We start from the raw sequence: 24,668 nt of genomic DNA on the forward strand, positions 1-24,668 counted from the left end.
TGCAATTTTAATTTATATTGAACGCTCACAAGAGCATATCAATCTTTTTCTCATCAGATTAGATTATCCGAGTTTTCGGACAGTCTCCCCCATCACCCTCATCCCCCATCCCCGCCCCAACAAACTCACGATGGCGCAGCCAAAGCTGTGCCGAGCCCTCCCCCCTCATGCCCTTTGTGACGCGCAGCGCGGAGAAATGTTTGTGTCCGGACACAAACATTTCCCCGCGCGTCCCCTTCACCAAAAAAATCCCCCCAGAGTCTTAAACTCCGAGGGGATTTCCCAAAATACATTTATTGTGCTAACTTCATAGGATTGATCTTCACACCAGGTCCCATAGTAGGAGCAATAACAACGCTCTTTAAATACTGGCCCTTCAGTGTGCTAGGTCTAGCCTTAACGATAGCATCGATCAGCGTCTGGAAGTTGTCGCTTAACTGTTCTTCTGTAAAGGATGCTTTACCAACCGGAACATGAATAATGTTGGTTTTATCAAGACGGTACTCAATCTTACCAGCTTTGATATCGTGAACTGCTTTAGTAACATCCATAGTTACTGTACCAGCTTTAGGGTTAGGCATTAAACCTTTCGGTCCAAGTACACGACCAAGACGACCAACAACACCCATCATATCAGGAGTTGCAACAACAACGTCAAAGTCTAACCATCCCTCGTTCTGGATCTTCGGAATCAGTTCCTCAGCTCCAACGAACTCAGCGCCTGCTGCCTTAGCTTCTTCAGCTTTAGCATCCTTAGCGAATACTAAAACACGAACCTTCTTACCAGTACCATGTGGCAGAACAACTGCACCACGGATCTGCTGGTCTGCATGACGTCCATCACAGCCTGTACGGATATGAACTTCGATAGTCTCGTCAAATTTAGCAACTGCAGCCTTCTTAACTAAGCTGATAGCTTCTGCGGTATCATATAATGTAGCGCGGTCTACTGCTTTCGCAGCTTCCACGTATTTCTTTCCTCGTTTCATTTCTATAACCTCCTGTGGTATTTGCGGGGAACGCCCTCCCACTTACTATTTAATATTAAAATTAATCAACTACTTCGATTCCCATACTTCTTGCAGTACCAGCGATCATGCTCATAGCTGCTTCGAGGGATGCTGCATTTAAGTCTTTCATCTTAAGTTCAGCGATTTCCTGAACCTGAGCCTTGGTAACCTTAGCAACTTTTGTCTTGTTCGGTACGCCGGAACCGGATTTGATGTTTGCAGCTTTCTTAAGAAGAACTGCAGCCGGCGGAGTTTTGGTTATGAAGCTGAAACTTCTGTCTGCATAAACAGTGATAACTACAGGAATGATTAAATCTCCCTGATCTGCTGTTCTTGCATTGAACTCTTTTGTAAACTGAACGATATTAACACCGTGCTGTCCAAGAGCCGGACCTACAGGTGGTGCTGGAGTTGCTTTACCAGCCGGAATCTGTAATTTGATATATCCTGTTACTTTCTTTGCCATTTTCGGCACCTCCTATGTGGTATTGGCGGGGGTTATGTCCCTCCCACGATATTGTGTTACCTTTAACTTGTTACATCTGTTTGATTTCTGCGAAACTAATTTCTACCGGCGTTTCGCGGCCAAAAAGTTCAACATTGATTGTTGCTGTCTGCTTCTGCATATTCATGCCAGTGATAACACCAACAGTATCCTTCCAGGCACCGCCGGTGACAACAACTGTATCGCCTTCAGCGAAATCCACCTGAACATTGTCCTTCTGAATTCCAAGAGGAAGCATTTCCTCCTCTGTTAACGGTACCGGCTTGGATCCCGGTCCAACGAAGCCCGTCACACCTCTGGTGTTGCGGACAACATACCATGTATCGTCATTCATCACCATATTGAGAAGCACATAGCCTGGAAACATCTTTCTCTGCACCTGTTTCATGACGCCGTTTTTCAGCTCTGATACCTCTTCCAGCGGAACACGAACTTCAAGGATCTGATCCTCCAGGTGTCTGTTTTCGATGGTTTTTTCAATATCGACTTTAACTTTGTTCTCATACCCGGAATAGGTATGAACAACATACCATTTCGCTTCTGACATACAATCACCTTATCCTTATTTCATTAAAAGATTAATGCCTTCGAGAATAAACGAATCCATTACGCTGATCAGTACGCAAAGCACAATTGAAACACAAACTACTACAATAGTCTGCTTGATCAGTTCATTGCGGTCTGTCCAGACAATCTTTTTGAATTCTGATTGAAGTCCCTGAAACCAACTCTTCTTCTGACTTTTGTCAGCAGATTTTTCATTTCCTTGCATAGTCTGACCTCACAATTCTCTGTGAGTAACTGTGTCATCCAGTTACCTGTGGATTACTTTGTTTCCTTATGCAGAGTGTGTTTACGGCAGAACTTACAATATTTCTGAGTTTCCATTCTCTCAGGATGGTTCTTTTTCTCCTTAGTCATATTGTAGTTACGCTGCTTGCACTCGGTACATGCTAATGTAATCTTAACGCGCACAACTTCCACCTCCAGTGTTTTCATTTGCATGGTCATTTCTCTATTCCCTGAGCCGCTGAGGACGCGGTTTCATGATGTATCCGTCATCACTTTCGGGCATAAAAAAAAGACCTAACTTCCATGTCGCTCGTCAAGTTTATCACATAACGGGCATAGAAGTCAAGCCTTTTTCATAAATTAATCCCTGATTATTCCTTAATATGCCAGGTTCCTTTTCCGGTTCTTTTTACCTCATAAAGCTCCTTATCTGCTCTGGCATACAATTCCTGAAAAGAAGTCTCACTTCTGCCCGCCAGAATGATTCCCATAGATGCAGTAATGGATACAGACTGGCTGCCATCACTGTAGGTCAGATGCAGACGTCATTATTCCTTGCTGTGACTCTGTAAGTCTCCTCACTGAGCTCCAGACGCTTGTTCAGATTCTTGATGTAGATCCTGTCATCACGGATCATCCTCAGATATATCCAAACAACCACCAGAACCGCCATGATCAGCTGAAAATCAGAAGGTACAGATATTTCTGATAATAGGTACTGGTCTCCAGAACTGTTTTCTCCTTCATGACAGTAACCACATTCAGCTTCTGGCCATTCGCCTGGACAATGGCATATTCCCTTGCCACATCATCCTCTGTTTTCGCTGCACTGAAACACACCTTCATGTTCTGACTAACCCTGAATCTGATATTTTCCAGTTTCACACTGAGCTCTCTGCCGGAAAGATCTGTGTACAGGTTATCACCGGAAACTCCTTCATAATCCTGCTTTACAATATAGGTACCGTCCTTATCTGTCACATAGAGATCTCTGCGCTCCATAGCCTCTTCAGAATCTGTAAAAATATTCAGGCTGTCCTTAAAATACTGCTGGTCTTTCCAGCTGCCGGTAAATTCAGGATTTTTCCCCTCCAGATCCAATGCACGGATACAAATAAAATGTGTATCTTCCGTTGGGAAATTCCGTCCAATCTTTTTCTGGGTTTCCTGACTGTTCATGGGCAGATTCTGTACAGACCTGGCTACATTCTCCAAGGTATCATAATATCTGTCCATTTTATATTGAAGCAGCCGGGCATTCTGCTGTGTCCATTCAGCTACGGACTCTCTGGTCTTATTCTTCTCCCCCCCGTTTCAACGTTGCATTAAAGCAGGCCAGAGCACCGGCGCAGACTGCTATTGCCAGTAAAATAGCCATCAACAGCACCCTTGCTCTTTTTTTCTTGTTATATGGCTTTTTCACAATGTTTCCTTTCCGTTACACCCTGTGAGATAAGTATCCTTTAAAAATAATCATAGCCTCCATGGATGTCCACAATACTTCCATTCATATAATGATTAGTCAGGATACTGTAAGCCATATCTGCCACGTCCTTAATCTCACCGAAACGATGGAGGGCGATCTTACGGTTAATGCGGTCGTAGCTCTCCTGGGTACGGTTCTCATGCCATGGAGTCTGAATAAATCCCGGTGCTATGGCATTGACCCTGATTCCTTTTGGCTCAAATTCCTTTACCAGCGACTTGGTAAGGAAATGAATGGCTGCCTTGGTCACTCCATATACTACAGATGAAGAATATGCCTGCCGTCCTGCGTAAGAACCCATAAAAAGGACACTGCCGCCCTCTGTCATCACCGGCATAAATTCCTTAATCATAAATACCGGTATAGACAGATTGGTATTTACAATATGGTTCCATTCTTCAAAGGTATAGTCCTGAAATTTATCATAGGTGCTGATTCCCGCATTGCTGATGAGCCAGTCTACATGTCCTGCGCGGCTCTTCACTTCCTGCACAAAAGCCATCATATCCTCATAGGAAGACATATCAGCCTTCAAAATGATCAGTTTTTCCTGTTCCTCCGGGCTCAGACTCTCCCAAAATGCATTAGCCTTCCCGGCATTATGAGCATATGTGGCAAAGATCAGGTCATCCCTGTCTGCATTTGCCAGTACCTTCTCCACAATCCCTCGTCCAATTCCGGAGGTACCTCCTGTAATTACAGTTACTCTATTCATAACGTATCTATCCTCTATTCTCCCTCTATCAATGTGATGAACGCCCTCGCCCTTATATTCAGCTTATAGTGCCATCAGATGGTCATACACACTTTTCGGCGCATATGGCTGCTGGTTATGGATGGGCTCACCCAGACAGGTTTTTGGATAAGCGAAGGTTCCATGCTCCAGCATAACTTCCAGAAGCTTTGGTCCCGGTCCCTCCATAAACTGCGGAGCCTCCTCTTTTACATCCTCACAGTGCATACGGCAGGAAGAGATTCCATATGCTGCTGCCACCTTTGAAAAATCGCAGGATGCAAATCCGCATCCATCTGTAGTTCCTGCAAAAAGACAGTCAAAGTAATCTCTCTGGAGATGGCGTATCATACCAAGTGCCTCATTGTTCATCACCATAATTTTCACCGGCAGATTTTCACGTTTTACCCATTCCAGCTCCTGGATATTCATCTGAAAAGCTCCGTCCCCACAGATGCAGGCAGTTGGTTTCCCGGTGGCATAGTAAGCTCCGATGGCTGCAGGAAGAGCATAGCCCATGGCTCCATGTCCGCCGGAAAAAAGTAATTTCTGGCCTTCGCGGTTTTTGAAGGACTGATAACTCCACACCATATGCTGTCCTACATCCACTGCGATGGCACCTGTATCCTTAAGCATATCACTGAGCTCCCCGATCATACGGTTAGGATATCTCTCAGGAAGGGCATCATCCACTGCCTGAAGATTCTCCCTGATTTCACTGCATACCACCATCCAGTCACTGATACCCTCCTGCTCTCTGCAAGGCACTTTATCCAATGCCTGGATCAGGGTACCTGTTTCCGCCAGGATCTTGATCTCATTTTCTCCATTTTCGTGAATATTCCTCTGAAGATTGTAGGGATCAAGGTCTACACGGATGATCTTCGCGCCTTTTGCAAATTCATTCACTTTGGTACCGATCTGTCTGGTACACAGTGAAATGCCGAAACACAGAAGCAGATCACTTTTGGCATTGGCGATCATGTTTGCATATCTGTGCCCATAGGCCCCTCCGATACAGCCAAAATTCTGTGGATCATCATAAGCCAGAACCGACTTGGCAAGTACACTGGTAATAATCGGAATCTGACGGCTTCTTGCAAAACGGATCAGCTTTTGCTGACTGACAGCACTGTCTACCCCATGTCCCAGCATGATCACCGGCCGTTTGGCCTGTTCCAGCTCATCACAGATTGCACGGACTGCCTCATCTGTACCATGCAGAATGTGTGCAGATGCAGTTTCCACTGCCTCTTCCATCTCAACACCACAGACATCCTCCTCAAACTCCATGTCATAAACAGGATTCTCCACTTCTCCACGCTGGATATTCATAGGCAGATCAATAAGCACCGGGCCTCTCCGTCCCGTAGTCGCAATATGATAGGCCTTGTTCAGCTCTGTCACAATATCCTCCGCATCGCGGATCTGTACTGCATACTTTGTAATAGGCTTTGCCATAGCTACAATATCTGTCTCCTGGAATCCCTGCTGGCGCAGGCCCTTGATTCCGGAATATTCATAGGTATTCAGCTGTCCTGTAAGGAAAATCACAGGAAGAGAATCATAATAAGCATCTGCCACACCACTGAGGAGATTTACAGCACCCGGGCCGCTGGTAGCGTAAGCACAGGCACATTCCTCCTTTGCCTGGGCATAACCACAGGCTGCAAAAGCAGCTCCCTGCTCATTGTAGCTGGAATGGTTCTCTGTATCCGGATTTCTCTCTATAGAATCCACCAGATGGGCGATCATCGTTCCCTGATAACCGAAAAAATGACGGATTCCTTTTTTCTGTAAAAATGCAACAACATAATCTGAAAGCTTCATAGTTTCCTCCGTTATCTGCTTCAATTTTCTGCTTTATATAATCATTCCGATCTCTTCTCTCTGCACATTCCTGCCTGTTTTCTCCAGTACATCCGTATAAATATCCAGTATCTCTATATCCTCTGCACAGATTTCACCCTTCTCCAGGCTTTTCTGCATCATCTGATAATATGGACGGAATACCTTCTCCAGAGTCATATAATCCTCGTTCTTGTACAGATTTCTGATGTAATCCTTTCGCTTCACATAAGAAAGCCCCAGGTTCATCCTTTCTCCACAAAATTCCACATAATCCCAGCACTGATTAAAATATGCTTTCATACCTTTGCTTTTACCCAGTCTGGAGAGATTTTTCTGCCGTTCCCTGCAGTATTTCTCAAAATCCTTACTGTCCTTCCAGAACTGCATATAGCTGACTCTGGCGCTGACCACCAGACGGGCAGGAACCATATAACGAGGTTCTGTCATATTTCGCCAGCCTTTTCCATAGCTTATATTCAGATAGGTCTCCACATCCCCGGGAGCAGGAAAGGATTCCCCCTCCAGCACAACCTGACAGGTGTTTTCAAAAACAGCAACGGGATAACTGTGACTTTTCCTGCCATTCATCAGGGTATATACCTCTGTGGGATTCTCCTGCTGTTTCTTGCATAAACTATTGTAGATTCCTGCTGCCACCTGATTTCTGCCCTCAATTGCACACAGAAATTTCATCCAGGCCTTGCTCCAGGTAAATTCTGTATCCCTGACTGCATTGCCCGGTGCATGGATCTGGCGCCACTCTGCTTCTTTTTTTATCAGACGGTTCTCCCTGTGTTCAGATGCTGCCGGGATCCGCAGGGGCAGAATATTGATCCCCAGTCCCGGATAAGCATAATCTCTGGTTCTGTCCAGATCAATACATACTGTATCGGTGTTCTCATATCTCAGATAAAAGCCCGGAAAATATTTGTGGGTTTTCATAGATTCCAGCGCCCTGTGTTCTCCCGGATCCTCCTCCACTGCCTGACAAAACCGCTCCATATCCGGAACCCGCATAAGCACAGCTCCTGACTGAGGATTCTGAGGAAAATTGCCTCCCTGCACAGCGCACCAGGTAAGGCGAGGGGAAAGATAGTATTTTATATTATGCTTCCGGCAGATCTCATCTACCTCTTTCAACAGCGAAAAAATCACTTTTTGCTTTTTGTTCAACTTTCTACAGCCTTTCTTTTATGGATTCATAATGTCTTCACCAGCCCCTGTTATCTATACCAGACGGGCTGCCAGTGCCTGTATCTCTTCCAGAGTTCCATATTTACCCAGCCAGCTGTTCATTGCAGGCAGCATGTCTGCATTCTTTCCAAAGTTACGGATCTGGCGGCTTCCATTGTCCAGATCACTGATAATGATCCGGTACAGCTCTGTTTTCAGATAAGGCGGAACTGTATATTCCAATGCTTTCCTATAATTTTCAAAAGCTTCTCTGGTCTGTCCCTGTTTGCTGCGGATATCTCCCACCAGCTTATACACATAAGGCTTTTCCTCCTTATGGATCTGGCGGCTCCGCACCTTCTCAGCCAGCCATTCCAGCTCACTTTCCTCGCTGATGCATGCCAGATCTGCCCTGAGTGCAGCAAGCTCTCCTGGATACCCCAGACGTTTCCAGGCTTTCGCCAATGCTTTCCTGTACCCTGGATTCTGCTCTTTTTTATCACCGGTACCCATAGGCACCTCTGTTTTTTCCAGGATTTCCCTGATCAGCTTCTCAATCTGGCTCTGGGTACGGACACAGGAAATCTTTGCCAGATACCAGCCGGCACGGATATCTTCGTCCTCAGGCATGATCTTCTGCCACATTTCCATGGTCTGCAGAGCTTCTGTCCGCTGTCTTCTGCCAATCATTTCCTCACAGTTCCTGAGTATCTGCCCTTTATAAGGCCGGAACAATTTGTCCATTTCCAGCCACACAAATCCGTTGGCAGTATTCTCCTTCACTCTGGCATAAAGCTGTAAAGCCTTCTGCCCGTTTCCCTTCATCCACAGGATGTCTGCCAGATACTTCATAAAATATCCATCCTCCGGAAAAAACCGCAAGGCTTTCTCCAGAAACTGCTCTGCCTCCTGCAGGTTCTCCCCTGTCTTTTCCATCAGAAGCCTGCATTTAAGCTTCATCAGACCGGGATGACCGGGATATTTTTCCAGAAGCTCCTCACAAAGCTTCCTGCATTCATCCATATGCCCTGCTTCATAATGCTCCAGACCTTTGCGAAACAGGAGGATATCTGTTTTCAGACTCTCCATCTCTCCTGTGAGATGGTCTGCCTTTTCCCTGATTTCCAGCATACGAAAGGCTTTGGAAATCCGTTCTGTATAAAAGAGGGTTTTTACTGCTGCCAGGAACACCTCATCCGGAATATCCACCAACACCGGATGATAATATGCATAAATATGGTCAAAATCCTCCCTGCCAATAAAATCAGGGCTAAGCTGTGCCTTATAATATGCAACAAAAAGATTTCCCAGTTTCCGATAGGCACCCTTTTCCATCAATTCCTGCAGATTCAGTCCAGATTCCCGGATGGCTTCCCTGAGATCTGCTGCCACACAGCCAGCCTTGTATTCCAGACCTTTGTGGCTGACCCTGTGATTCTCTCTGGCAATACGCATATTGTACAGCTTCTGTCTGATGGCATTTCTGTTCAGTCTGCCCCTGTTCACACCAGACATGTAATCCTCCCGGAATTCCTTATAGGTAGCCCCTTCCACGCACACAGTCCGATGTCCCTCACGTTCCGCATATGCCGGCATATAAGACCACTCATCTCCATAATACTGAGTCAGATATTCACTGCAGTGGTTGGGGATCATTACTTTCAGTCCCTGGAAGGTTCCCTCTTTTGCCGGGAAAAAGGTCTCCTTGTCAAAGAGAGAGGGACAGCCTGCCCAGCCCATGGCATAACGGTCGCAATCCTCCTCTTTATATGAAAACATAAGCTTCTCCAGCTTGCTCAGTGTTCTGTCTTTGCCCAGAAAAAGATAGGAATACAGATATTTCCGGTACAAGGAAACAGGAATCTCCCATCTGTCACTATAGCTTGCCGAAATATTCAAAAGATCTGAATAGATCATAAAATATGTCCGGTATTTCTCATATTCTCTGTCGTCAGAAGGGATGGGATCCAAGGTAAATACATCGATCACCTCTCCCGCCACATCTTTGCCTGCAATCTGACTTCTGTGGATCGCACAGGTATCTGCCGATGCATATCTGGAATAGGAATTGGTATAATGTCTGTCTGCCTGCGAGCACTGGATGGCTCTCTCCGGCGGCAGATCTCTTTTGCAGATCTCTACAAACTTCTCCCAGTCCGGTCTGGGCATATACAAATCTATGGCATCGTCCCAGGGCACAAATCCCTCATGGCGCAGGGCTCCAATCAGGGAGCCTCCTGCCAGAACATACCTCAGATCATGTTCTCTGCAGATTTCATCAACCTCCCGAAGAAGCTTCAGGAGATATTTTTGTTTTTCTGTCATGAATTATCCTTTCTGATTGATCGTCTCCAGTATTTCAATCAATTTCACTGACTCATCATAAAAAAGTCTGGTGCATTCTGTTCTCTTGTCTCTGATCATGATCATCAGCTCCTGAAGGAGATAGCGGAAACCATTCCCCTCAAAATTAAAGCTATACCGTTTCAGGAATTCCTTTCCTGCAATATTTGCTTCAAAATATCCCGTATTCCACCAGTCATTGGGTACGGTAACTCTTCCGTTACTTCCAATGATCACCAGTTCATCCTCCACATCCACAGTGGTTCCGATCTCAATGGTGGCCAGAGCTGTTTTATATTTCATAGTGATCATATCGTAAACAAAATCTCCATTCCTGTCAGTCACTGCATTGGTATTGACCTCCAGGCAATTCTTTCCTAACAGCTTGACCACTGCACAGATGGCATGGATCACAGTCTCATTAAAAGGCTTTCCTCCCTCAAAATCATCCTGGGAAATGGCACATTTCACACTGACCAGATCACCCACCAGATTACTGTGTACCAGCCATACCAGCTGATTGAATGCCCTGAGATATACTAAGGTCAGCCGTTCGATCAGTACCACATTGTTATCTTTTGCTATCTGGAAAAGGGTGCGCAGCTTATCCGGTGAAAGAACAGCCGGACTGTCACTGATCACATATTTTCCTTTCTCAATGGCTTTCCGGATATATTCTTCCCTGTCTGCCTGCCTGCATTTGATATACACAATATCCACATCTGACAGGAACTCCTCATAATCATTCCACCAGGAGTCCAGTTCATACTTATCACAAAAATCCCTGGCAACCTCCTCTGTCTCTGAGAATACTCTCTCTACATGGACACCACTGACATATTTGGACTCCTGTACAAAGCCATTGTCCTGAATATCATCGGTGACAATTCCCATGTTAAAGATGATCCCCTCACTTCTCAGCTTGGTACTGGAAATATTCTTGGTACGCTCCAGGTATACCACATCGCAGTAATTTTTCAGATAATCGAATTTTCCTCTCCAGTCAGAACCAACTACCAGAACATCAATATCATATTTAATGATGTCGCTGACCTTCTGACCCTGATATTCTTCAATAATAATCTCATCAGCCAGTCCGGTCCTGCGTACATTTTCGATTCTCTTGATCAGGCTGTCCCTCACATTCAGCTTCCCTCGCTCAATATCAAAGCTCTCGCTGGTAACACCTACGATCAGGTAATCCCCCAAAGCCTTCGCTCTTTTGATAATATTGTAATGGCCCTTGTGAAACAGATCAAAAGTACCATATGTGATTACTTTTTTCATGATATAACCCCGCACTCTCCCTGTTATGCCTCTTCCGGCACTGTTCATCCGGAGGCAAACCATACTAATTTAAATCTAACATCTTTTCTGATTATAGCATAGATGAAGCAATATGTCATTCGTATGTTACAGACACAATTTATTTTTATGAAAAATATAAAAGCCCCAAAAACGGAAATCCCTACCGCCTTCAGAGCTTATTTTCTGCATTTTATAAATGTTTATCCAGATCATTTCCTGTACTTTCCAGGAGATCACTACTTTTAATTTTCCTTGTGGTAGCTTCCAGCTCCTCGATCAGCTCCTCCAGAGACATTTCTCTTTCAGCTTCTTCAAGTTCCTCAGCCGGCATGTCGTCCATGTTATCCTCTTCAATATCCAGCTCATAGCCAGCCACCTGACTGAAGCCCTCCTGTCTGTCTGCATCTGTGCTTCCGCTCTCCTCATCCAGGTCAATGGTCTGTGTATGTGACTTCTGCTGCTCATTACCCGTCTCCAGAGTTGCAGCTAATTCCTCAATAGCCCTTTTCCTGCGGAGCATTTCATATTTATCATCATCACTGTCATACTCCTCTTCCAGACCTTCATCCTTAACTGTTTTATCCTTCTTAAACAGGATAAAGGCAATCAGGTTCAGAATGCCTGTATAAGCCAGATCCACCGGAAGACTTCCCAGAACCAGCAGAAATACCAGAGAGACCCCCAGCAGAGTCCACACATTGGTCAGTGCAGGAATCTGCAAAATAAACAATCCGTTCATCAGGATCATGATAGGATAATGGAAGAAATAAATTCCCATTGTATGACGCCCGATATAGGTCAGGATCAGCTTCCTGTCCGGCATGATAGCCAGCATTGTATAAATAATAATAAAAGATACCAGATACATCAGCAGACGGATCACAATCCCTTCCGGATCCTCCAGCCCGCAAAGCTTATAGCTGTGATTGGCACGGAAAATAGCAACTCCCATTTCATTTGTGATCATATAATTGGGTATTGCCCACAAAAGAACTGCCGAAATAGGAATCAACAGCCATTTTTGTCTGAAGCGGCGCACTGCTGTAATATATTCACTTTTCCACAGATATCCGGCTACAAAGAACGGGAAAAATACCACAATCCTGGATGCGGATAAAAAGGTGGAAAACTCCGGCCTGGTACCTGCCCAGAGAGCAAAAATAATACTCAAGGGTACGATAAACCGAATCTGTCCAAATCCCTCCACTGTCAGTCTGTATACAAAAAGTGCAAGCACATACCACATAACTGTACCGGTAGGCCTGAGGATCTCATAATCTACAGACCTTCCCAGCCAGATCTGTGAATACCAGGTCAGACTGTAGCCCAGAATATAGGGAATCAGCAGATTCTTGACATTTTTCATAACATTCTGCGGCTTCTTGGACAGATAGCCGGATATAAAAATAAATGCAGGCATGTGAAAAATCGTAATTGCATACCAGATATACCTTACCACAATGTCTACTTTTACAAGATTAAATGCAATAATGTGATTGAATACTACCAGAAAAATAAGTAATACCTTTACATTATCTATCAGGTAGGAATACGGCACAGCCGCCCTGTCTGCTTTCAGTTTCATAATTTATAAACTTTCCTTCTTTTTTCTGACTTTTTATTCTGTGCACATCATAACATAATTTTATAAATTTTGGAATAGAAATTTAAGGAAAGTGTTATATATGATATAACACCGGTTAAAAATATTTCCGGATTCCGTGAACTGCATAGGAAACAAAAAACAGGCAGCTTTTCACATGTCCATAACCGGCATAGCGGTAAACCCTGTATGTCATAGCTGCTGATTTCAGCTTGTTTCTGGATTTTCCCCCTTCACTGAGACGGTATTTCAGGTAGGGCCGGTTGATTCCTCCTGCACAGCCATATTTTCGCAGGACCTTCAGCCAGGTAATATAATCCTCATGGCTGTCATCATGCTCCATAGGAAATTCCAGGGCAGCCTCCCTTCGGATCACCACAGAAGAACAATTGATACTGTTGTGCTTCAGCAGATCTCTGTACAGGATTTTTTCTTTTACAGGTATATACCGGCCGGTGTCTGTACCGTCCGCCTCCATCAGTTCCCTGCCTGTGGAGCATAATACATACCCTGTTTTCTCCAGAAGCTCCAGCTGGGCTGTCAGCTTTCCCTTTTCCCACCAGTCATCAGCATCCAGAAAAGCAATGTATTCCCCTCTGGCTTCCTGCACTCCACGATTCCTGGACCTGGCCGCTCCCATATTTTCTTTATTCTTTAGATACCGAAAGTCCTCTCTGCCCTCATAGGCAGACAGGACTTTCTCTGTATGATCTGTGGAACCGTCATCTATGACCAGAAGCTCTGTAGCAACCTTCTGGGCAAAGACTGATTCCACAGCCTGTTTAATATATTTTTCTCCGTTATAAACCGGCATGATCACAGATACCTGTGGTTTATTCATATTTTTTCTCCCCTCTGCTGTCCGGCTCCTTCATCAGTTCCGGAACCTCTGCTGTATCTGAGATTTTCTCTGCTCCGGATGTTTTCAGGGCATTGATCTGTCTGTCATCCACGCCCTCGGAAACCTCTTTCTGGAAAAAGATTTTCACTGTCATGAAAATCAGCTTAATATCCAGCAGAAAAGAATAATTCTCAATATAAAACAGATCCAGCTTCAGTTTATCATATGGCGTCGTATTATATTTACCGTAAACCTGGGCATATCCGGTAAGTCCTGCCTTTACCTTCAGACGGTAATAAAACTCCGGAAGCTCTTTCTCATACTCCTCCATAATGGTCTTACGCTCAGGGCGAGGACCAACCAGGGACATATCACCTTTAAATACATTGAAAAGCTGGGGCAGTTCATCCAGGTGAAGATTTCGCAGTACATTTCCCACTGGTGTAATGCGGGAATCATGCTTAGATGCCAGCCGGGCACCGTTTTTCTCTGAGTCTACGCACATACTGCGGAATTTACAGATCTTGAATTCCCTTCCATGCAGGGTAAGACGATCCTGAAAATAAAATACGGGCCCTCTGTCGTATGCTTTTACTGCTATGGCAATAATAAGCATGATCGGGGAGGTGAGAATGATCCCCACACCGGAAACCAAAATGTCCAACAGTCTCTTTGCAGCCCTCTGATCTATAGAAAGCCCCATATTTCTGGACATAAGAAGAGGAGTATCAAACAGATGGATCCTGTCACTGCCCATCAATATAATATCTGAAATCTTTGGACTGATATAGCATCGGATGGAATGGGAGAAACAATATTTCAAATAGCGGTTTCTCATTGCTGAAGGAAGATCCCAGATGATCACTCCATCATAATCCGCCATCATCCGGTGGATTTCTTCCTCACCCACACTGGCATGTACCTTGCCGCTGATATCATATTTATCTCTTCTTGAATTCATTTTGTGGATCAGGTCATCCCCCGGATCCCTATCTCCGTAGATAACCAGCAGCTTCCTGGCACGGTACAGCCTGGAATAAATATAACGGGAACCCCAGATCCATACAATGGAAACTATAAGCTGGATCCCTGTCATCTCTATCATTGGCCATGCTTCCAGGAACCATCTGTTGATCAAAGTAATCTGCAGATATTCCACCACATTGGTACACAGAAGTGCCAGAGTCAGGGAATAAAATACATCGATCCGCTTCAGATATCCAACCTTCAGTCCTCCGTATAACTTGGAAAACAGTCCAAACAGCAAACCATAAATAGCGATCAATACCCAGTTACCCTTACGCCAGAAGGGCTTATTGATCTGTCCTCTGTAAATGTTGTACCAGACATAAGCAAAAATTGCCATCTGAGCCAGCACGATCAGGCTGGCCAGCAAAAATATAATAAAACGTTTATAATCTTCTCTCTTACTCACAAAATACCTCTAATCATTTTTGTACGGATTTCATAACTGTTCAGGTAACAAACCATATATTTTAATGATTGTGGCCGTCACTTTGCCCTACATTATAGCCCAAGATATATATTACGTCCACCTGTTTTTATTAATTTTGTGCATACTTACAAATCCTGATTTTTTCACTTTTCCCTGGTCATTTGTATATAGTGCATAATTTTTCTTCGAATTTTCACTTTTTCTACCGAAAATTTTACATATTTTTTTCATAAACCTCTGGTAATGTTAATTAAAAAATTGTATAATGTGTTTAGTAAAAGAAAGCGAGGGTTACTATTATGAAACAAAATAGTATGTTGGCTATGATTCTGGCCGGCGGACGTGGCAGCCGTCTCCATGATTTAACCAATAAAGTAGCAAAACCAGCTGTAGCTTACGGCGGTAAATATCGTATCGTAGACTTTCCATTAAGTAACTGTGCCAACAGTGGTATTGATGTAGTAGGTGTGCTTACACAGTATGAATCCATTCAGCTGAACAGCTATGTTGCAGCCGGCGGACGCTGGGGTCTGGATGCCAAAGACAGTGGTGTCTATGTTCTTCCTCCCCGTGAGAAGGCTGACGAAAATCTGAATGTATATCGTGGAACCGCAGATGCGATTTCCCAGAATATCGATTTCATCGATAAATTTGATCCTGAATATGTTCTGGTTCTTTCCGGAGATCATATTTACAAAATGAACTATGACAAAATGCTGGCAGCTCATAAGGAAGCCAATGCTGACGCAACCATCGCAGTTATTGAGGTTCCTATGAAAGAGGCCAGCCGTTTTGGTATCATGAACACAGATGAATCCGGACGTATTGTAGAATTCGAGGAAAAGCCGGAGCATCCAAAGAGTAATCTTGCATCTATGGGTATCTATATTTTTACATGGAAGCTTCTTCGCAAAATACTTATGGCAGATATCAAGAATCCAGATTCCAACCATGATTTTGGTAAAGATATCATCCCTACTATGCTTAACGATGGAAAGACACTTTATGCATATAAATTCAAAGGTTACTGGAAAGATGTAGGAACCATTGATTCTCTCTGGGAAGCTAATATGGATCTGTTAAGCTCCAAGAATGAACTCGACCTGGGTGATCCATCCTGGAAAATTTATACTGAGGACGTTACTGCTCTTCCACAGTACATCAGTACAGAAGCAGATGTAAAGGATGCCTATATTACACAGGGCTGTGTGGTCCAGGGCGAAGTAAAACACTCTGTTCTCTTTACAGGTGTTAAAGTTGGTGTCGGTGCAAAGGTTATCGACAGCGTACTGATGCCAGGTGCTATTGTAGAAGACGGCGCTGTAGTTCAGCGCGCACTGGTAGCAGGTGGTATCCGTATCGGTAAGGGAGCTGTTGTGGGTGATTCAGGCAGCGAAAACATTGCGCTTATCGCAAAACGTGTAAAGGGGGCAGAATAATATGTATAAGGCATTTGGAATCGTAAGCTCTTCCGGGAGAAATATTTATGTAGATGGAATGCAGGATTTCCGCCCCATCGGCGCATTTTCCTTCCTTGGCAGATACAGAGTCATTGACTTCCCTATCTCCAATATGACTAACAGTAACATTGACCGCATCCAGGTTTATATTAACAATAAACCACGTTCCATTGTAGAGCACGTTGGAACAGGCCGTCATTATAACATTAACTCAAAGAGCGGCAGACTTCAGCTTCTGTTCTCTGAGCACAATAATAATAATGATATTTATAATACCGATATTTCCTGCTATATGGATAATATGGAATCTCTGAGCAGAATGAACCATCCATATGTTGTTGTTGCTCCCAGCTATATGGTTTATTCTATTGATTTTGACCAGTTTATACATACACATATCGAATCCGGTGCAGATGTTACCATGCTTTATCACGCAGTTGATAATGCAAAGGAAGCATATCTCACTTGTAATATCCTGGAACTGAACCGTCAGAAGGGTGTTGAATCCATCGGTGCCAACCATGGTAATAAGAAAAACCAGAATATTTATATGGATACCTGCGTTATGAAAACAGAGCTTTTCATCAGCCTGATCAAAGAAGCCAAGAAGCTTTCTTCCATGTATACTCTGGCAGATATCCTGAAAGCAAATTGCGGTACTCTGGATATCCGCGGCGTTGCACATAAGGGCTTCTTCGCAAGTATCACAGATTTCCCAAGTTACTATGATGCAAACATGAATCTTCTGGATTACAAAGCAGCTCAGGAGCTTTTCCATGATAACTGGCCAATTTATACACGTACCAATGACTCCTGCCCGACTCAGTATTTCGATACAGCAGAAGTAAAGAATTCAGTAATCTCCAACGGATGCCAGATTGAAGGTACTGTTGAAAATTCAGTAATCGGACGTGGCTGCGTGATCAAAAAAGGCGCTGTTGTCAAAAACAGTGTTGTTCTCGCTGAAGTTACAGTTGGCGAGGGTGTTCACGTAGAAAATGAAGTAGTTGATAAATGGGCTCGACTTGTTCATGAAAAAGAAATTGTTTCCCCGGCTGACCAGCCTGGTTATATCCGCAGAGGGGATACCCTCTAAAAGGAACTTCGCGTGAGGAGGCCAAAGGGGACGCATAGCGGCGTCCCCTCTGGACACCCCTCGCGCTTTTTTTATTTGGAGCGCTGGGATTGTGGTGTGGGGAAGATTATTGACTTTGCTAAATCGCTTGGTTGGGTAGGTGCTTGGATTTTAGATCAATATTTGCATGTCACTATCCTGTGAGGTGTTTTTATGAGTGAGGCTCATACAAATACTTGAGAGATACAATTTGGATTTATGTGATAGTATAAATGCGTTGCGTGTTGCTGGGAATGGTGTGAGCAGTGACAGTTCACGGAATTTTCACAATTTAAGGGTTGATTTTAGGAAGTTGGGTGTTATAATACAGGTGTAACAAAGATAAGAGACAAGCAAACAACTGAATACTTAAAAATACTTAACACCACCTGATGAATGAAAGATAGTGTCAAGCGTGTCACCTCAGCTGTAAAATGGAGGAAAAGTCAAATGAATACTTTAAAAGCTGAAACAAGAACAATGGACACAAAGGCCAAGAGATTAAGAAGAGAAGGATACGTTACAGGTAATGTATTTGGCAGGGAGATTGAGGGTTCTCTTCCTGTTAAGATTGAAAGATCTAACGTAGAAAAGCTTCTCAAGACTAGCAACAAGGGCAGTCAGATTATGCTGGATGTGGATGGTCAGTCTTATGATGTATTGATCAAGGAGATTCAGTTCAATCCGTTAAAGGGACAGGTGGATGAAATAGATTTCCAGGCACTGGTAAGCAACGAGAAGGTACATTCCGTAGCTGAGGTCGTACTTGTAAACCATGATAAACTGGCCGCCGGTGTATTACAGCAGCATTTGGAAGAGATTTCTTTCAAGGCTCTGCCATCTGCACTGGTTGACAAGGTTATGGTTGATGTTGGTGATATGAAGATCGGTGATGTGATCAAGGTCAGAGATCTTGCTATCGCTCAGGACAAGGATGTAGACTTGAAGACAGATCTTGATGCCGCAGTCGTATCCGTATCCGCAGTTCACGTAGATCCGGCTCTGGAAGCTGAAGAGGAAGAAGCTGCTGAGGAAGAAGCTAAGTAAATTTCAAAATTATGTATTTTTAAAGGGGTTCTCACATTTTCATGTGGAACCCCTTTATTGTTATCTGTCTGGAAAATAATTACGATCTGTTAGATAATCACATCTATTATACTTCTGCTCACTTCATCTTCATCAGCTCTCTTCTGGCAAAAATAATAGCCAGAGCAAATGCTGCTGCATCTGCGATCGGTCCTGCATACATAACACCGTCAATTCCCATAAACAGAGGGAAGAGCACGATCAACGGCAGGAGAAAGATCACCTGTCTGGTAAGAGACATAACAACACCCAGCTTTGCTTTTCCTATAGAAGTAAAAAATCCGGATGACATTGGCTGGATTCCGTTTGCGAAAGTCATAAACATATAAATCTTCAGATAGCGCTCTGCAAACTGGAAATACAGATCACTTCCTGTGCCAAAGATTCCCACGATCTGATGGGGAAACAGCTGGAAACACAGGAAAAAGCCGGTAGCAATAACTGTACAGGCAGTTACAGAATACCTATAGGTCTGACGCACCCTAGAATATTTTTCTGCCCCATAGTTAAATCCCCAGATTGGCTGACAGCCCTGGGAAATTCCGATACAGATGGCCATAAATACCTGATTTACCTTGGAAATAACACCAACACAGGCAATGGGAATATCACTTCCATATATAGAAGCTGCCCCATAATACCGCAGAATATTATTCAGAACGATCTGCACCAGAGCCATTGCAATCTGATTGATACAGGATGCCAGACCCAAGGCGGTAATCGCTTTCAGATAATGTAACCGTGGCTTCAACATGGATTTTTCCAGATACATTTTCCTGAATTTCCAGAAGTACACTACAACCAGAATTCCGGATACAACCTGCCCGATCACTGTAGCCCAGGCAGCTCCCTTAATTCCCCATCCAAATCCAAAGATAAACAGAGGATCCAGGATGGTATTGATCACTGCACCTGCTGTTACGCAGGCCATAGAATAGGTGGGACTTCTGTCTGCCCTGACAACATGATTTCCTCCCACAGATAAAATATAGAACGGAAGCCCCAATGCTGTGATTCCTGTATAATCCACAGCATAAGGCATAACATCCTTCGTTGCACCGAACAATGTAAGAAGGGGCTTCAGAAACAGCACCACGATCACACATAAAACTGCACCGCTGATCGCCAGAGAAGAAAGAGCAGTCCCGGCAATACCACTGGCTTTTTTTTCCCGTCCTGCCCCCATTTCCAGATTATAATTGGAAGCTCCGCCGATACCCAGGAGCAGTGCCATAGCTGTGGCAATGGTAGTCACCGGAAATGCCACATTGGTAGCTGCGTTTCCCAGCATTCCGACTCCCTGTCCGATAAAAATCTGATCCACAATATTATACATTGCACTAACCAGCATACTGATAATCGCCGGAATGGCAAATTTTCTGATCAGACCGCCTACTGGCGCTGTGCCCAGAGGATTTTCAGCCTGTATATTTTCCTTGTACTTTTCCAAGTAAATTCCTCCTAGTCAATTCCTACAAATAAAATCAAAGCTTTCTCTTCGCTACATGATCAGAACCTTGTGTGCCTGTTCACATATTTTGCTTTATATTTTGAGTACACAATGGTCTGATTCTTGTACAGTCCATAATATCCGGAAGCAGCATAGCTTATGGACACCGCAATCAGGTAAAAGGACACTCCACGGAAGCCAAACATCTCAAAAGCAATCAATATAGAAGTAATCGGACAGTTTGTTACCCCACAGAATACTGCTGCCATACCACAGGCTGCACAGATTGAGGGAGAAAGTCCCAGCAGGTTTCCCATCACACATCCAAAAGTAGCCCCCACACAGAAAGAGGGAACAATCTCCCCTCCCCGGAAACCTGCACGCATGGTCAACGCTGTAAGAATGATTTTCCACAAAAATGCAAATGTATCTGTCTGTCCGGTCTCTACTGCCTTAGCGATCAGCTCTGCACCGGAACCCATATATTCATCTGTTCTCAGAAGCAGAGTAACTGCAATCACCAGACACGCTCCCACAACTACACGGATGTATGGATTTTTCAGCCATTTTGCATACAGACCTGCCACAGCATTCAGCACCATACAGAATATAATGCTTACAACCGCACATCCCACAGCTACTATCACCATTTTCAGTCCTGTTTCCAAAGACAAGGCCGGAATATCCACCACATGAAAGGATTCCGGTGTAACACCCATGCCCGCTGCAAACTGAGAGGCAATCAGAGAAGCAATCATACAGGGCATAAGAGCTGTATAATACATAACACCCACACTGACTACCTCCAGTGCAAACACAGCTGCAGCCATAGGTGTACCAAATAATGCAGAGAAAGCCGCACTCATACCACACATAACGATCACATGGCGATCTTCCTCATCCAGATGGATCCACCGTCCCAGCTGATTGGCAATACTTCCTCCCAGCTGGATCGCAGCTCCCTCTCTTCCTGCGGAACCGCCTGCCAGATGTGTCAGCGCTGTAGATATAAAAATCAAAGGTGCTGATAAAAGAGGCACATCATCCTGAGACCGGACTGTAGACAGCACCTGGTTGGTTCCTCCGTCCTCCTTACCAATTTTCTCATACAAGAATACAATGATCAGACCCATCACCGGAAGCAAAAGAAAAATCCATTCATTTGCTTTCCTGTAGGCAGTTACCCCTTTCAAAGCAAAGGAGAATAATGTACTTGCTGCCCCTGTGACACATCCAACCACTGCCGCCAGAAACAGCCATTTCACCAGATTCCCCACATCCCGTTTTATCTCCTGACCATAATATGACAGCTTTTCTTTTACCTTCTGTTCTTTTTCTTCTTCCATTTTCCTCAATACCTTTCCGCATACTGTTTACTTCCTATTTTACTATAGTTCAGCAAAAAATCCTAGTCTTCCTGTTATTGCTGTGGACAGAATATATACGAACAGCAGGAAAAAACGGCATTTACAGATTTTATTCTCTGTAAATACCGTCTGCATTTAAAAATTCTATGCATTCCTCCATCTGGTCACAGTAACAGATACACTGCTCCTGCATCTGATGAACAAATCGCCGGTTGCTTTCATCATACACTCCGATCACAAGAAAACCAGCTTCACGTGCTGTACAGGCCGCATGAAATGCATCCTCAAATACCAGCGTCTCCTCCGGTTTACACCCAATAGCCTGTGCTGCCTGCAGATAAATCTCAGGCTTATCCTTTCCTGCACCGATCTCCGAACAGGTAAGTACTGTCTGAAAATACTCTGCAGCCCCTGTTCTCTCCAGAGCTGCCAGCGCAAGTGCTCTGTTTCCGGATGTAGCAACTGCCATTGGGATACCATGGTTTCTGAACCAATCCAGAACCTTCCTTACTCCTGGCTTCAACGGCACTTCCAATCTGTAAAAATCATCTACGATTTTCAACACCTCATGAATAATCTCAGACTCTGACTTCTCCAGATGATATTCTTTGCGTAGATAAGAAGCACCCTGCTCCAGGCTCATGGCATATATTTTATCACCCAGATCCTTTTCACAGGTAATCCCCAGACTTTCCAGATAAAGCTCACCGATATTATGCCATACCGGCATGGAATCCAGAAGTGTACCATCTACATCAAAAATTGCACCCTTACTTTCCATCATCTGTGAATCAGTCCTCCAGCATGCGGATTGCTTCTGCAGTCTTATTGTACTGCTCTTCTACTTTTGCAAAAAGCTCCTCACAGCCCTCTGTATCCCTGCCTCTAAGCTTCTCTGTAATATCAAAGCTTGGCTCATATAAATTATCAAATCCCAGATTCTGACATACCCCCTTCAGAGTATGGGCTGCACGGAAAGCCATTTCTCCGTCCTTCTTTGCCAGGCCATCCTTCAGCATCTGAAAGCTTCCATCTTCCAGAAACTTCTTTGCAAACTTCCTGATCAGTGCTTCATTTCTCAATCTGCCCAGTACATCTTCGTAATCTGCCCCCATCTGTTCATAACACTCTTTGATTGTCATTTGACTTTCTCCTTAATACTTATTAACCCATTCCGAGTTATACATTTGTTATAATATCCTTTAAACATCTTTGTTATTTTATCAGTTGTCTTATTTTATCACGCCATATATTCCTTCACAAGTACCGAGCTTCCAAAAATATGCAAAAAACATGTTAAAAAATCAACAAAGAGACATCCGTATATACATATCCTACATACAAATGTCTCTTCTATGTTTTTGCTCAAAATACTATTTATACAGATCTGCACTCACAGCCTTACATGTCCTGAACAATTATATTTTATCTGAAAAGTCCCTGCTCCGTAAAATATTTGATAAATGGATTTTCATCCTCCTCAGAGCCTTCCTCTTCCTGGTCTTCAGAGTCTTCATCCCCGGAACCACCAAATGCATCTTCTATAGATTCTTCATCCTCTGCATCCTGGTCCTTCTTCTTTCCGTCCTTATTATCACTGTCTTCATCAGTGGTATTCTTATCCAGGGTTACTTTCACAGTATTTTCCTCATATCCGGAACCTCCAGGAACCTGCACGGTAAGTTCAACCTCCTCGCCTGGTTCATAGTAAGCCAGATAAGAAATCAACTGTTCAATGCTGCTGACTGTTTTTCCCTCAAATTTAGTGATTACAGATTTTTCCTTCAGGCCAGCCTTCTCAGCTGCACTTCCATCCATAACCTGGTATACATAAACGCCAGACGGAATATCATATAATTGTACAGCCTGAGAATCTACCGTCTGTCCTTTGATGCCAAGTACACCATGGTCTTCATCATCCAGTTTATTTCTGGCAGTCTCATTCATCAGATTCTCAAGGATATCTGTTACATCAGAGATAGCAATGGCATATCCCATACCTTCAACCTCTGTGGATGCAAGCTTTGCAGAGTTGATACCTACAACTTCACCATCCATATTCAAAAGTGCACCACCACTGTTTCCAGGGTTGATAGCAGCATCTGTCTGGATCAGGTTTACTCCGTCTGTACTTGAATCATCTGTGCTGCCGTCTGTAACTGTATTGTTATCAGAATCCATTCTGCGGTTCTTTGCACTTACAATACCGGTAGTAACAGACTGTCCGTATCCTAATGCATTACCGATGGCAATTACCTGTTCTCCAACCTTCAGATCATCAGAGCTGCCGATCTTGGCAACAGAAATTGCATCCTTTGTGTCAGAGTCAATATCATCAACGGATACAGCTACAACTGCCAGGTCTTTTTCCTCATCAAAGCCCTTTACAGTAGCTTCTGCTGCAGTTCCGTCTGCAAAGGCTACAGATAATGTATCTGCTTCCTCTACTACATGATAGTTAGTAGCAATCAGATATTCATCGTCATTTTTACCTACAATAATACCGGAACCACTGCCCTCTACCTCCTGTTCCTGCTGTGGGGCATATCCGTACATTCCGTACATTCCATAATAGGTCTGAACCTCCTGAACAGATTTTGTTGTAATAGATACAATGGAAGGAAGTGCTTCTGCTGCAATGTCAGATACATCCAGGCTTCCCTTTGCTGTATCACTCTTCTTGGAATCTGATTTGCTGTCATCCTCTTTTGCATCATCCTTATCTGCTTTCTTTTCTGATTTTGCATAAGTAAGCTTAGCGTCATTTTTATCTGCTGCCTGCACGGTAGTCTCCCCTGTCAGTGCGCTGAATCCCTCAAAGCTTCCTGCTGCCACACCACCTGCAAGAACTGCACACAGGCTAAGTGTCAGACCTTTCTTTACAATTTTTCTGATTTTATCATTATTTTTATCCTTATTCATCATGGTTAAGTCCCTCCTGATTCTCAATTACCCGTTTCAGTGTCTGTTCACTGCAACTCTCTGTTTCCTTTTGATGGTTCTAAGTATAGGGATGATTTGTGTTGAATGTGTGGGAAAATTGTGTTTAATCTGTGACATATTATGGCACTGGCTCCCCTTTCACCGGTA

The 24,668-nt window shown here is 44.0% G+C and carries 24 protein-coding genes; 3 read left to right on the forward strand and 21 right to left on the reverse strand.

Annotated features, from left to right (window positions below; translation table 11 throughout):
- Nucleotides 1–293: 293 nt before the first annotated feature.
- From rplA to ACTNC6_RS14075, 16 genes are all read right to left on the reverse strand, one after another.
- A complete protein-coding gene (gene rplA, locus ACTNC6_RS14000; RefSeq protein ID WP_173743148.1) occupies nt 294–989 on the reverse strand; it encodes a 50S ribosomal protein L1 in 696 nt (231 codons plus the stop codon).
- 61 nt (nt 990–1,050) lie between these two features.
- Nucleotides 1,051–1,476 (reverse strand): 50S ribosomal protein L11, encoded by a 426-nt coding sequence (gene rplK / locus ACTNC6_RS14005; RefSeq protein WP_015540664.1) that lies wholly within the window; start codon nt 1,474–1,476, stop codon nt 1,051–1,053.
- Between the two features lie 70 nt (nt 1,477–1,546).
- A complete protein-coding gene (gene nusG, locus ACTNC6_RS14010) occupies nt 1,547–2,062 on the reverse strand; it encodes a transcription termination/antitermination protein NusG (RefSeq protein ID WP_019163248.1) in 516 nt (171 codons plus the stop codon).
- A gap of 15 nt (nt 2,063–2,077) precedes the next feature.
- Complete coding sequence (gene secE, locus ACTNC6_RS14015; protein WP_173743147.1) at nt 2,078–2,287, reverse strand: preprotein translocase subunit SecE; 210 nt, start codon at nt 2,285–2,287, stop codon at nt 2,078–2,080.
- A gap of 53 nt (nt 2,288–2,340) precedes the next feature.
- Nucleotides 2,341–2,490: a 50S ribosomal protein L33 gene (gene rpmG / locus ACTNC6_RS14020; RefSeq protein WP_025578252.1), complete on the reverse strand. Its 150-nt coding sequence runs from the start codon at nt 2,488–2,490 to the stop codon at nt 2,341–2,343.
- A gap of 188 nt (nt 2,491–2,678) precedes the next feature.
- A complete protein-coding gene (locus tag ACTNC6_RS14025; protein ID WP_441044432.1) occupies nt 2,679–2,849 on the reverse strand; it encodes a GGDEF domain-containing protein in 171 nt (56 codons plus the stop codon).
- Between the two features lie 133 nt (nt 2,850–2,982).
- Nucleotides 2,983–3,543, reverse strand: a complete 561-nt coding sequence (locus tag ACTNC6_RS14030) for a hypothetical protein (protein ID WP_441044389.1) — start codon at nt 3,541–3,543, stop codon at nt 2,983–2,985.
- A 58-nt stretch (nt 3,544–3,601) separates the two neighbouring features.
- Complete coding sequence (locus ACTNC6_RS14035) at nt 3,602–3,730, reverse strand: hypothetical protein (RefSeq protein ID WP_441044390.1); 129 nt, start codon at nt 3,728–3,730, stop codon at nt 3,602–3,604.
- 40 nt (nt 3,731–3,770) lie between these two features.
- Entirely contained in the window at nt 3,771–4,508 is a 738-nt protein-coding gene (locus ACTNC6_RS14040) for an SDR family NAD(P)-dependent oxidoreductase (protein ID WP_441044391.1), read from the reverse strand.
- Nucleotides 4,509–4,571: 63 nt separating this feature from the next.
- Nucleotides 4,572–6,356, reverse strand: a complete 1,785-nt coding sequence (locus ACTNC6_RS14045; RefSeq protein WP_441044392.1) for a thiamine pyrophosphate-binding protein — start codon at nt 6,354–6,356, stop codon at nt 4,572–4,574.
- A gap of 33 nt (nt 6,357–6,389) precedes the next feature.
- On the reverse strand, nt 6,390–7,394 hold the full coding sequence (locus ACTNC6_RS14050; RefSeq protein WP_441044393.1) for a LicD family protein: 1,005 nt from the start codon (nt 7,392–7,394) through the stop codon (nt 6,390–6,392).
- 210 nt (nt 7,395–7,604) lie between these two features.
- Nucleotides 7,605–9,875, reverse strand: coding sequence for a LicD family protein (locus ACTNC6_RS14055; RefSeq protein ID WP_441044394.1), 2,271 nt, complete (start codon nt 9,873–9,875; stop codon nt 7,605–7,607).
- Between the two features lie 3 nt (nt 9,876–9,878).
- Entirely contained in the window at nt 9,879–11,180 is a 1,302-nt protein-coding gene (locus ACTNC6_RS14060) for an adenylyltransferase/cytidyltransferase family protein (protein ID WP_441044396.1), read from the reverse strand.
- Nucleotides 11,181–11,391: 211 nt separating this feature from the next.
- Nucleotides 11,392–12,786 carry an acyltransferase family protein gene (locus ACTNC6_RS14065; protein WP_441036581.1) on the reverse strand — a complete coding sequence of 465 codons (1,395 nt, stop codon included), beginning with the start codon at nt 12,784–12,786 and terminating at the stop codon, nt 11,392–11,394.
- A gap of 115 nt (nt 12,787–12,901) precedes the next feature.
- The gene (locus ACTNC6_RS14070; RefSeq protein WP_441044397.1) at nt 12,902–13,645 is read right to left on the reverse strand and encodes a glycosyltransferase family 2 protein; all 744 of its coding nucleotides are present in this window, start codon (nt 13,643–13,645) and stop codon (nt 12,902–12,904) included.
- A complete protein-coding gene (locus ACTNC6_RS14075; protein WP_441044398.1) occupies nt 13,638–15,080 on the reverse strand; it encodes a sugar transferase in 1,443 nt (480 codons plus the stop codon). Before ACTNC6_RS14075 ends, ACTNC6_RS14070 begins: the two co-directional genes overlap by 8 nt.
- A 320-nt stretch (nt 15,081–15,400) precedes the next feature.
- On the opposite strand from ACTNC6_RS14075, the gene ACTNC6_RS14080 reads away from it, so the two are divergent.
- From ACTNC6_RS14080 to ACTNC6_RS14090, 3 genes are all read left to right on the forward strand, one after another.
- Complete coding sequence (locus ACTNC6_RS14080; RefSeq protein ID WP_441044399.1) at nt 15,401–16,540, forward strand: glucose-1-phosphate adenylyltransferase; 1,140 nt, start codon at nt 15,401–15,403, stop codon at nt 16,538–16,540.
- 1 nt (nt 16,541) lies between these two features.
- Nucleotides 16,542–17,657, forward strand: coding sequence for a glucose-1-phosphate adenylyltransferase subunit GlgD (gene glgD / locus ACTNC6_RS14085; protein ID WP_441036585.1), 1,116 nt, complete (start codon nt 16,542–16,544; stop codon nt 17,655–17,657).
- Nucleotides 17,658–18,125: 468 nt separating this feature from the next.
- Nucleotides 18,126–18,722 carry a 50S ribosomal protein L25 gene (locus ACTNC6_RS14090; protein ID WP_441036586.1) on the forward strand — a complete coding sequence of 199 codons (597 nt, stop codon included), beginning with the start codon at nt 18,126–18,128 and terminating at the stop codon, nt 18,720–18,722.
- Between the two features lie 118 nt (nt 18,723–18,840).
- Here the strand turns inward: ACTNC6_RS14090 and ACTNC6_RS14095 are convergent, their stop codons facing one another.
- The 5 genes from ACTNC6_RS14095 to ACTNC6_RS14115 all read right to left on the reverse strand — a co-directional run bounded on the left by ACTNC6_RS14095 (nt 18,841) and on the right by ACTNC6_RS14115 (nt 24,503).
- The gene (locus tag ACTNC6_RS14095; RefSeq protein ID WP_441036587.1) at nt 18,841–20,211 is read right to left on the reverse strand and encodes an MATE family efflux transporter; all 1,371 of its coding nucleotides are present in this window, start codon (nt 20,209–20,211) and stop codon (nt 18,841–18,843) included.
- Nucleotides 20,212–20,270: 59 nt separating this feature from the next.
- Nucleotides 20,271–21,557: a chloride channel protein gene (locus ACTNC6_RS14100; protein ID WP_441036588.1), complete on the reverse strand. Its 1,287-nt coding sequence runs from the start codon at nt 21,555–21,557 to the stop codon at nt 20,271–20,273.
- A gap of 130 nt (nt 21,558–21,687) precedes the next feature.
- Complete coding sequence (locus tag ACTNC6_RS14105; RefSeq protein ID WP_441036589.1) at nt 21,688–22,362, reverse strand: HAD family hydrolase; 675 nt, start codon at nt 22,360–22,362, stop codon at nt 21,688–21,690.
- A gap of 7 nt (nt 22,363–22,369) precedes the next feature.
- Nucleotides 22,370–22,720 (reverse strand): Hpt domain-containing protein, encoded by a 351-nt coding sequence (locus ACTNC6_RS14110; protein ID WP_173743131.1) that lies wholly within the window; start codon nt 22,718–22,720, stop codon nt 22,370–22,372.
- 283 nt (nt 22,721–23,003) lie between these two features.
- The gene (locus ACTNC6_RS14115) at nt 23,004–24,503 is read right to left on the reverse strand and encodes a S1C family serine protease (protein ID WP_441044400.1); all 1,500 of its coding nucleotides are present in this window, start codon (nt 24,501–24,503) and stop codon (nt 23,004–23,006) included.
- Nucleotides 24,504–24,668: the final 165 nt, after the last annotated feature.

Origin of the sequence: Blautia sp. HCP3S3_C4, from assembly GCF_052064095.1 — a bacterium.
Lineage (GTDB): Bacteria > Bacillota > Clostridia > Lachnospirales > Lachnospiraceae > Blautia_A.

Coding starts and splice junctions, on each gene's coding strand:
- rplA (WP_173743148.1), bottom strand. CDS start 989: ATGAAACGAGGAAAGAAATACGTGGAAGCTGCGAAAGCAGTAGACCGC.
- rplK (WP_015540664.1), bottom strand. CDS start 1,476: ATGGCAAAGAAAGTAACAGGATATATCAAATTACAGATTCCGGCTGGT.
- nusG (WP_019163248.1), bottom strand. CDS start 2,062: ATGTCAGAAGCGAAATGGTATGTTGTTCATACCTATTCCGGGTATGAG.
- secE (WP_173743147.1), bottom strand. CDS start 2,287: ATGCAAGGAAATGAAAAATCTGCTGACAAAAGTCAGAAGAAGAGTTGG.
- ACTNC6_RS14030 (WP_441044389.1), bottom strand. CDS start 3,543: ATGGACAGATATTATGATACCTTGGAGAATGTAGCCAGGTCTGTACAG.
- ACTNC6_RS14040 (WP_441044391.1), bottom strand. CDS start 4,508: ATGAATAGAGTAACTGTAATTACAGGAGGTACCTCCGGAATTGGACGA.
- ACTNC6_RS14045 (WP_441044392.1), bottom strand. CDS start 6,356: ATGAAGCTTTCAGATTATGTTGTTGCATTTTTACAGAAAAAAGGAATC.
- ACTNC6_RS14050 (WP_441044393.1), bottom strand. CDS start 7,394: ATGCGGGTTCCGGATATGGAGCGGTTTTGTCAGGCAGTGGAGGAGGAT.
- ACTNC6_RS14055 (WP_441044394.1), bottom strand. CDS start 9,875: ATGACAGAAAAACAAAAATATCTCCTGAAGCTTCTTCGGGAGGTTGAT.
- ACTNC6_RS14060 (WP_441044396.1), bottom strand. CDS start 11,180: ATGAAAAAAGTAATCACATATGGTACTTTTGATCTGTTTCACAAGGGC.
- ACTNC6_RS14065 (WP_441036581.1), bottom strand. CDS start 12,786: ATGAAACTGAAAGCAGACAGGGCGGCTGTGCCGTATTCCTACCTGATA.
- ACTNC6_RS14070 (WP_441044397.1), bottom strand. CDS start 13,645: ATGAATAAACCACAGGTATCTGTGATCATGCCGGTTTATAACGGAGAA.
- ACTNC6_RS14080 (WP_441044399.1), top strand. CDS start 15,401: ATGAAACAAAATAGTATGTTGGCTATGATTCTGGCCGGCGGACGTGGC.
- glgD (WP_441036585.1), top strand. CDS start 16,542: ATGTATAAGGCATTTGGAATCGTAAGCTCTTCCGGGAGAAATATTTAT.
- ACTNC6_RS14090 (WP_441036586.1), top strand. CDS start 18,126: ATGAATACTTTAAAAGCTGAAACAAGAACAATGGACACAAAGGCCAAG.
- ACTNC6_RS14100 (WP_441036588.1), bottom strand. CDS start 21,557: ATGGAAGAAGAAAAAGAACAGAAGGTAAAAGAAAAGCTGTCATATTAT.
- ACTNC6_RS14105 (WP_441036589.1), bottom strand. CDS start 22,362: ATGATGGAAAGTAAGGGTGCAATTTTTGATGTAGATGGTACACTTCTG.
- ACTNC6_RS14110 (WP_173743131.1), bottom strand. CDS start 22,720: ATGACAATCAAAGAGTGTTATGAACAGATGGGGGCAGATTACGAAGAT.
- ACTNC6_RS14115 (WP_441044400.1), bottom strand. CDS start 24,503: ATGATGAATAAGGATAAAAATAATGATAAAATCAGAAAAATTGTAAAG.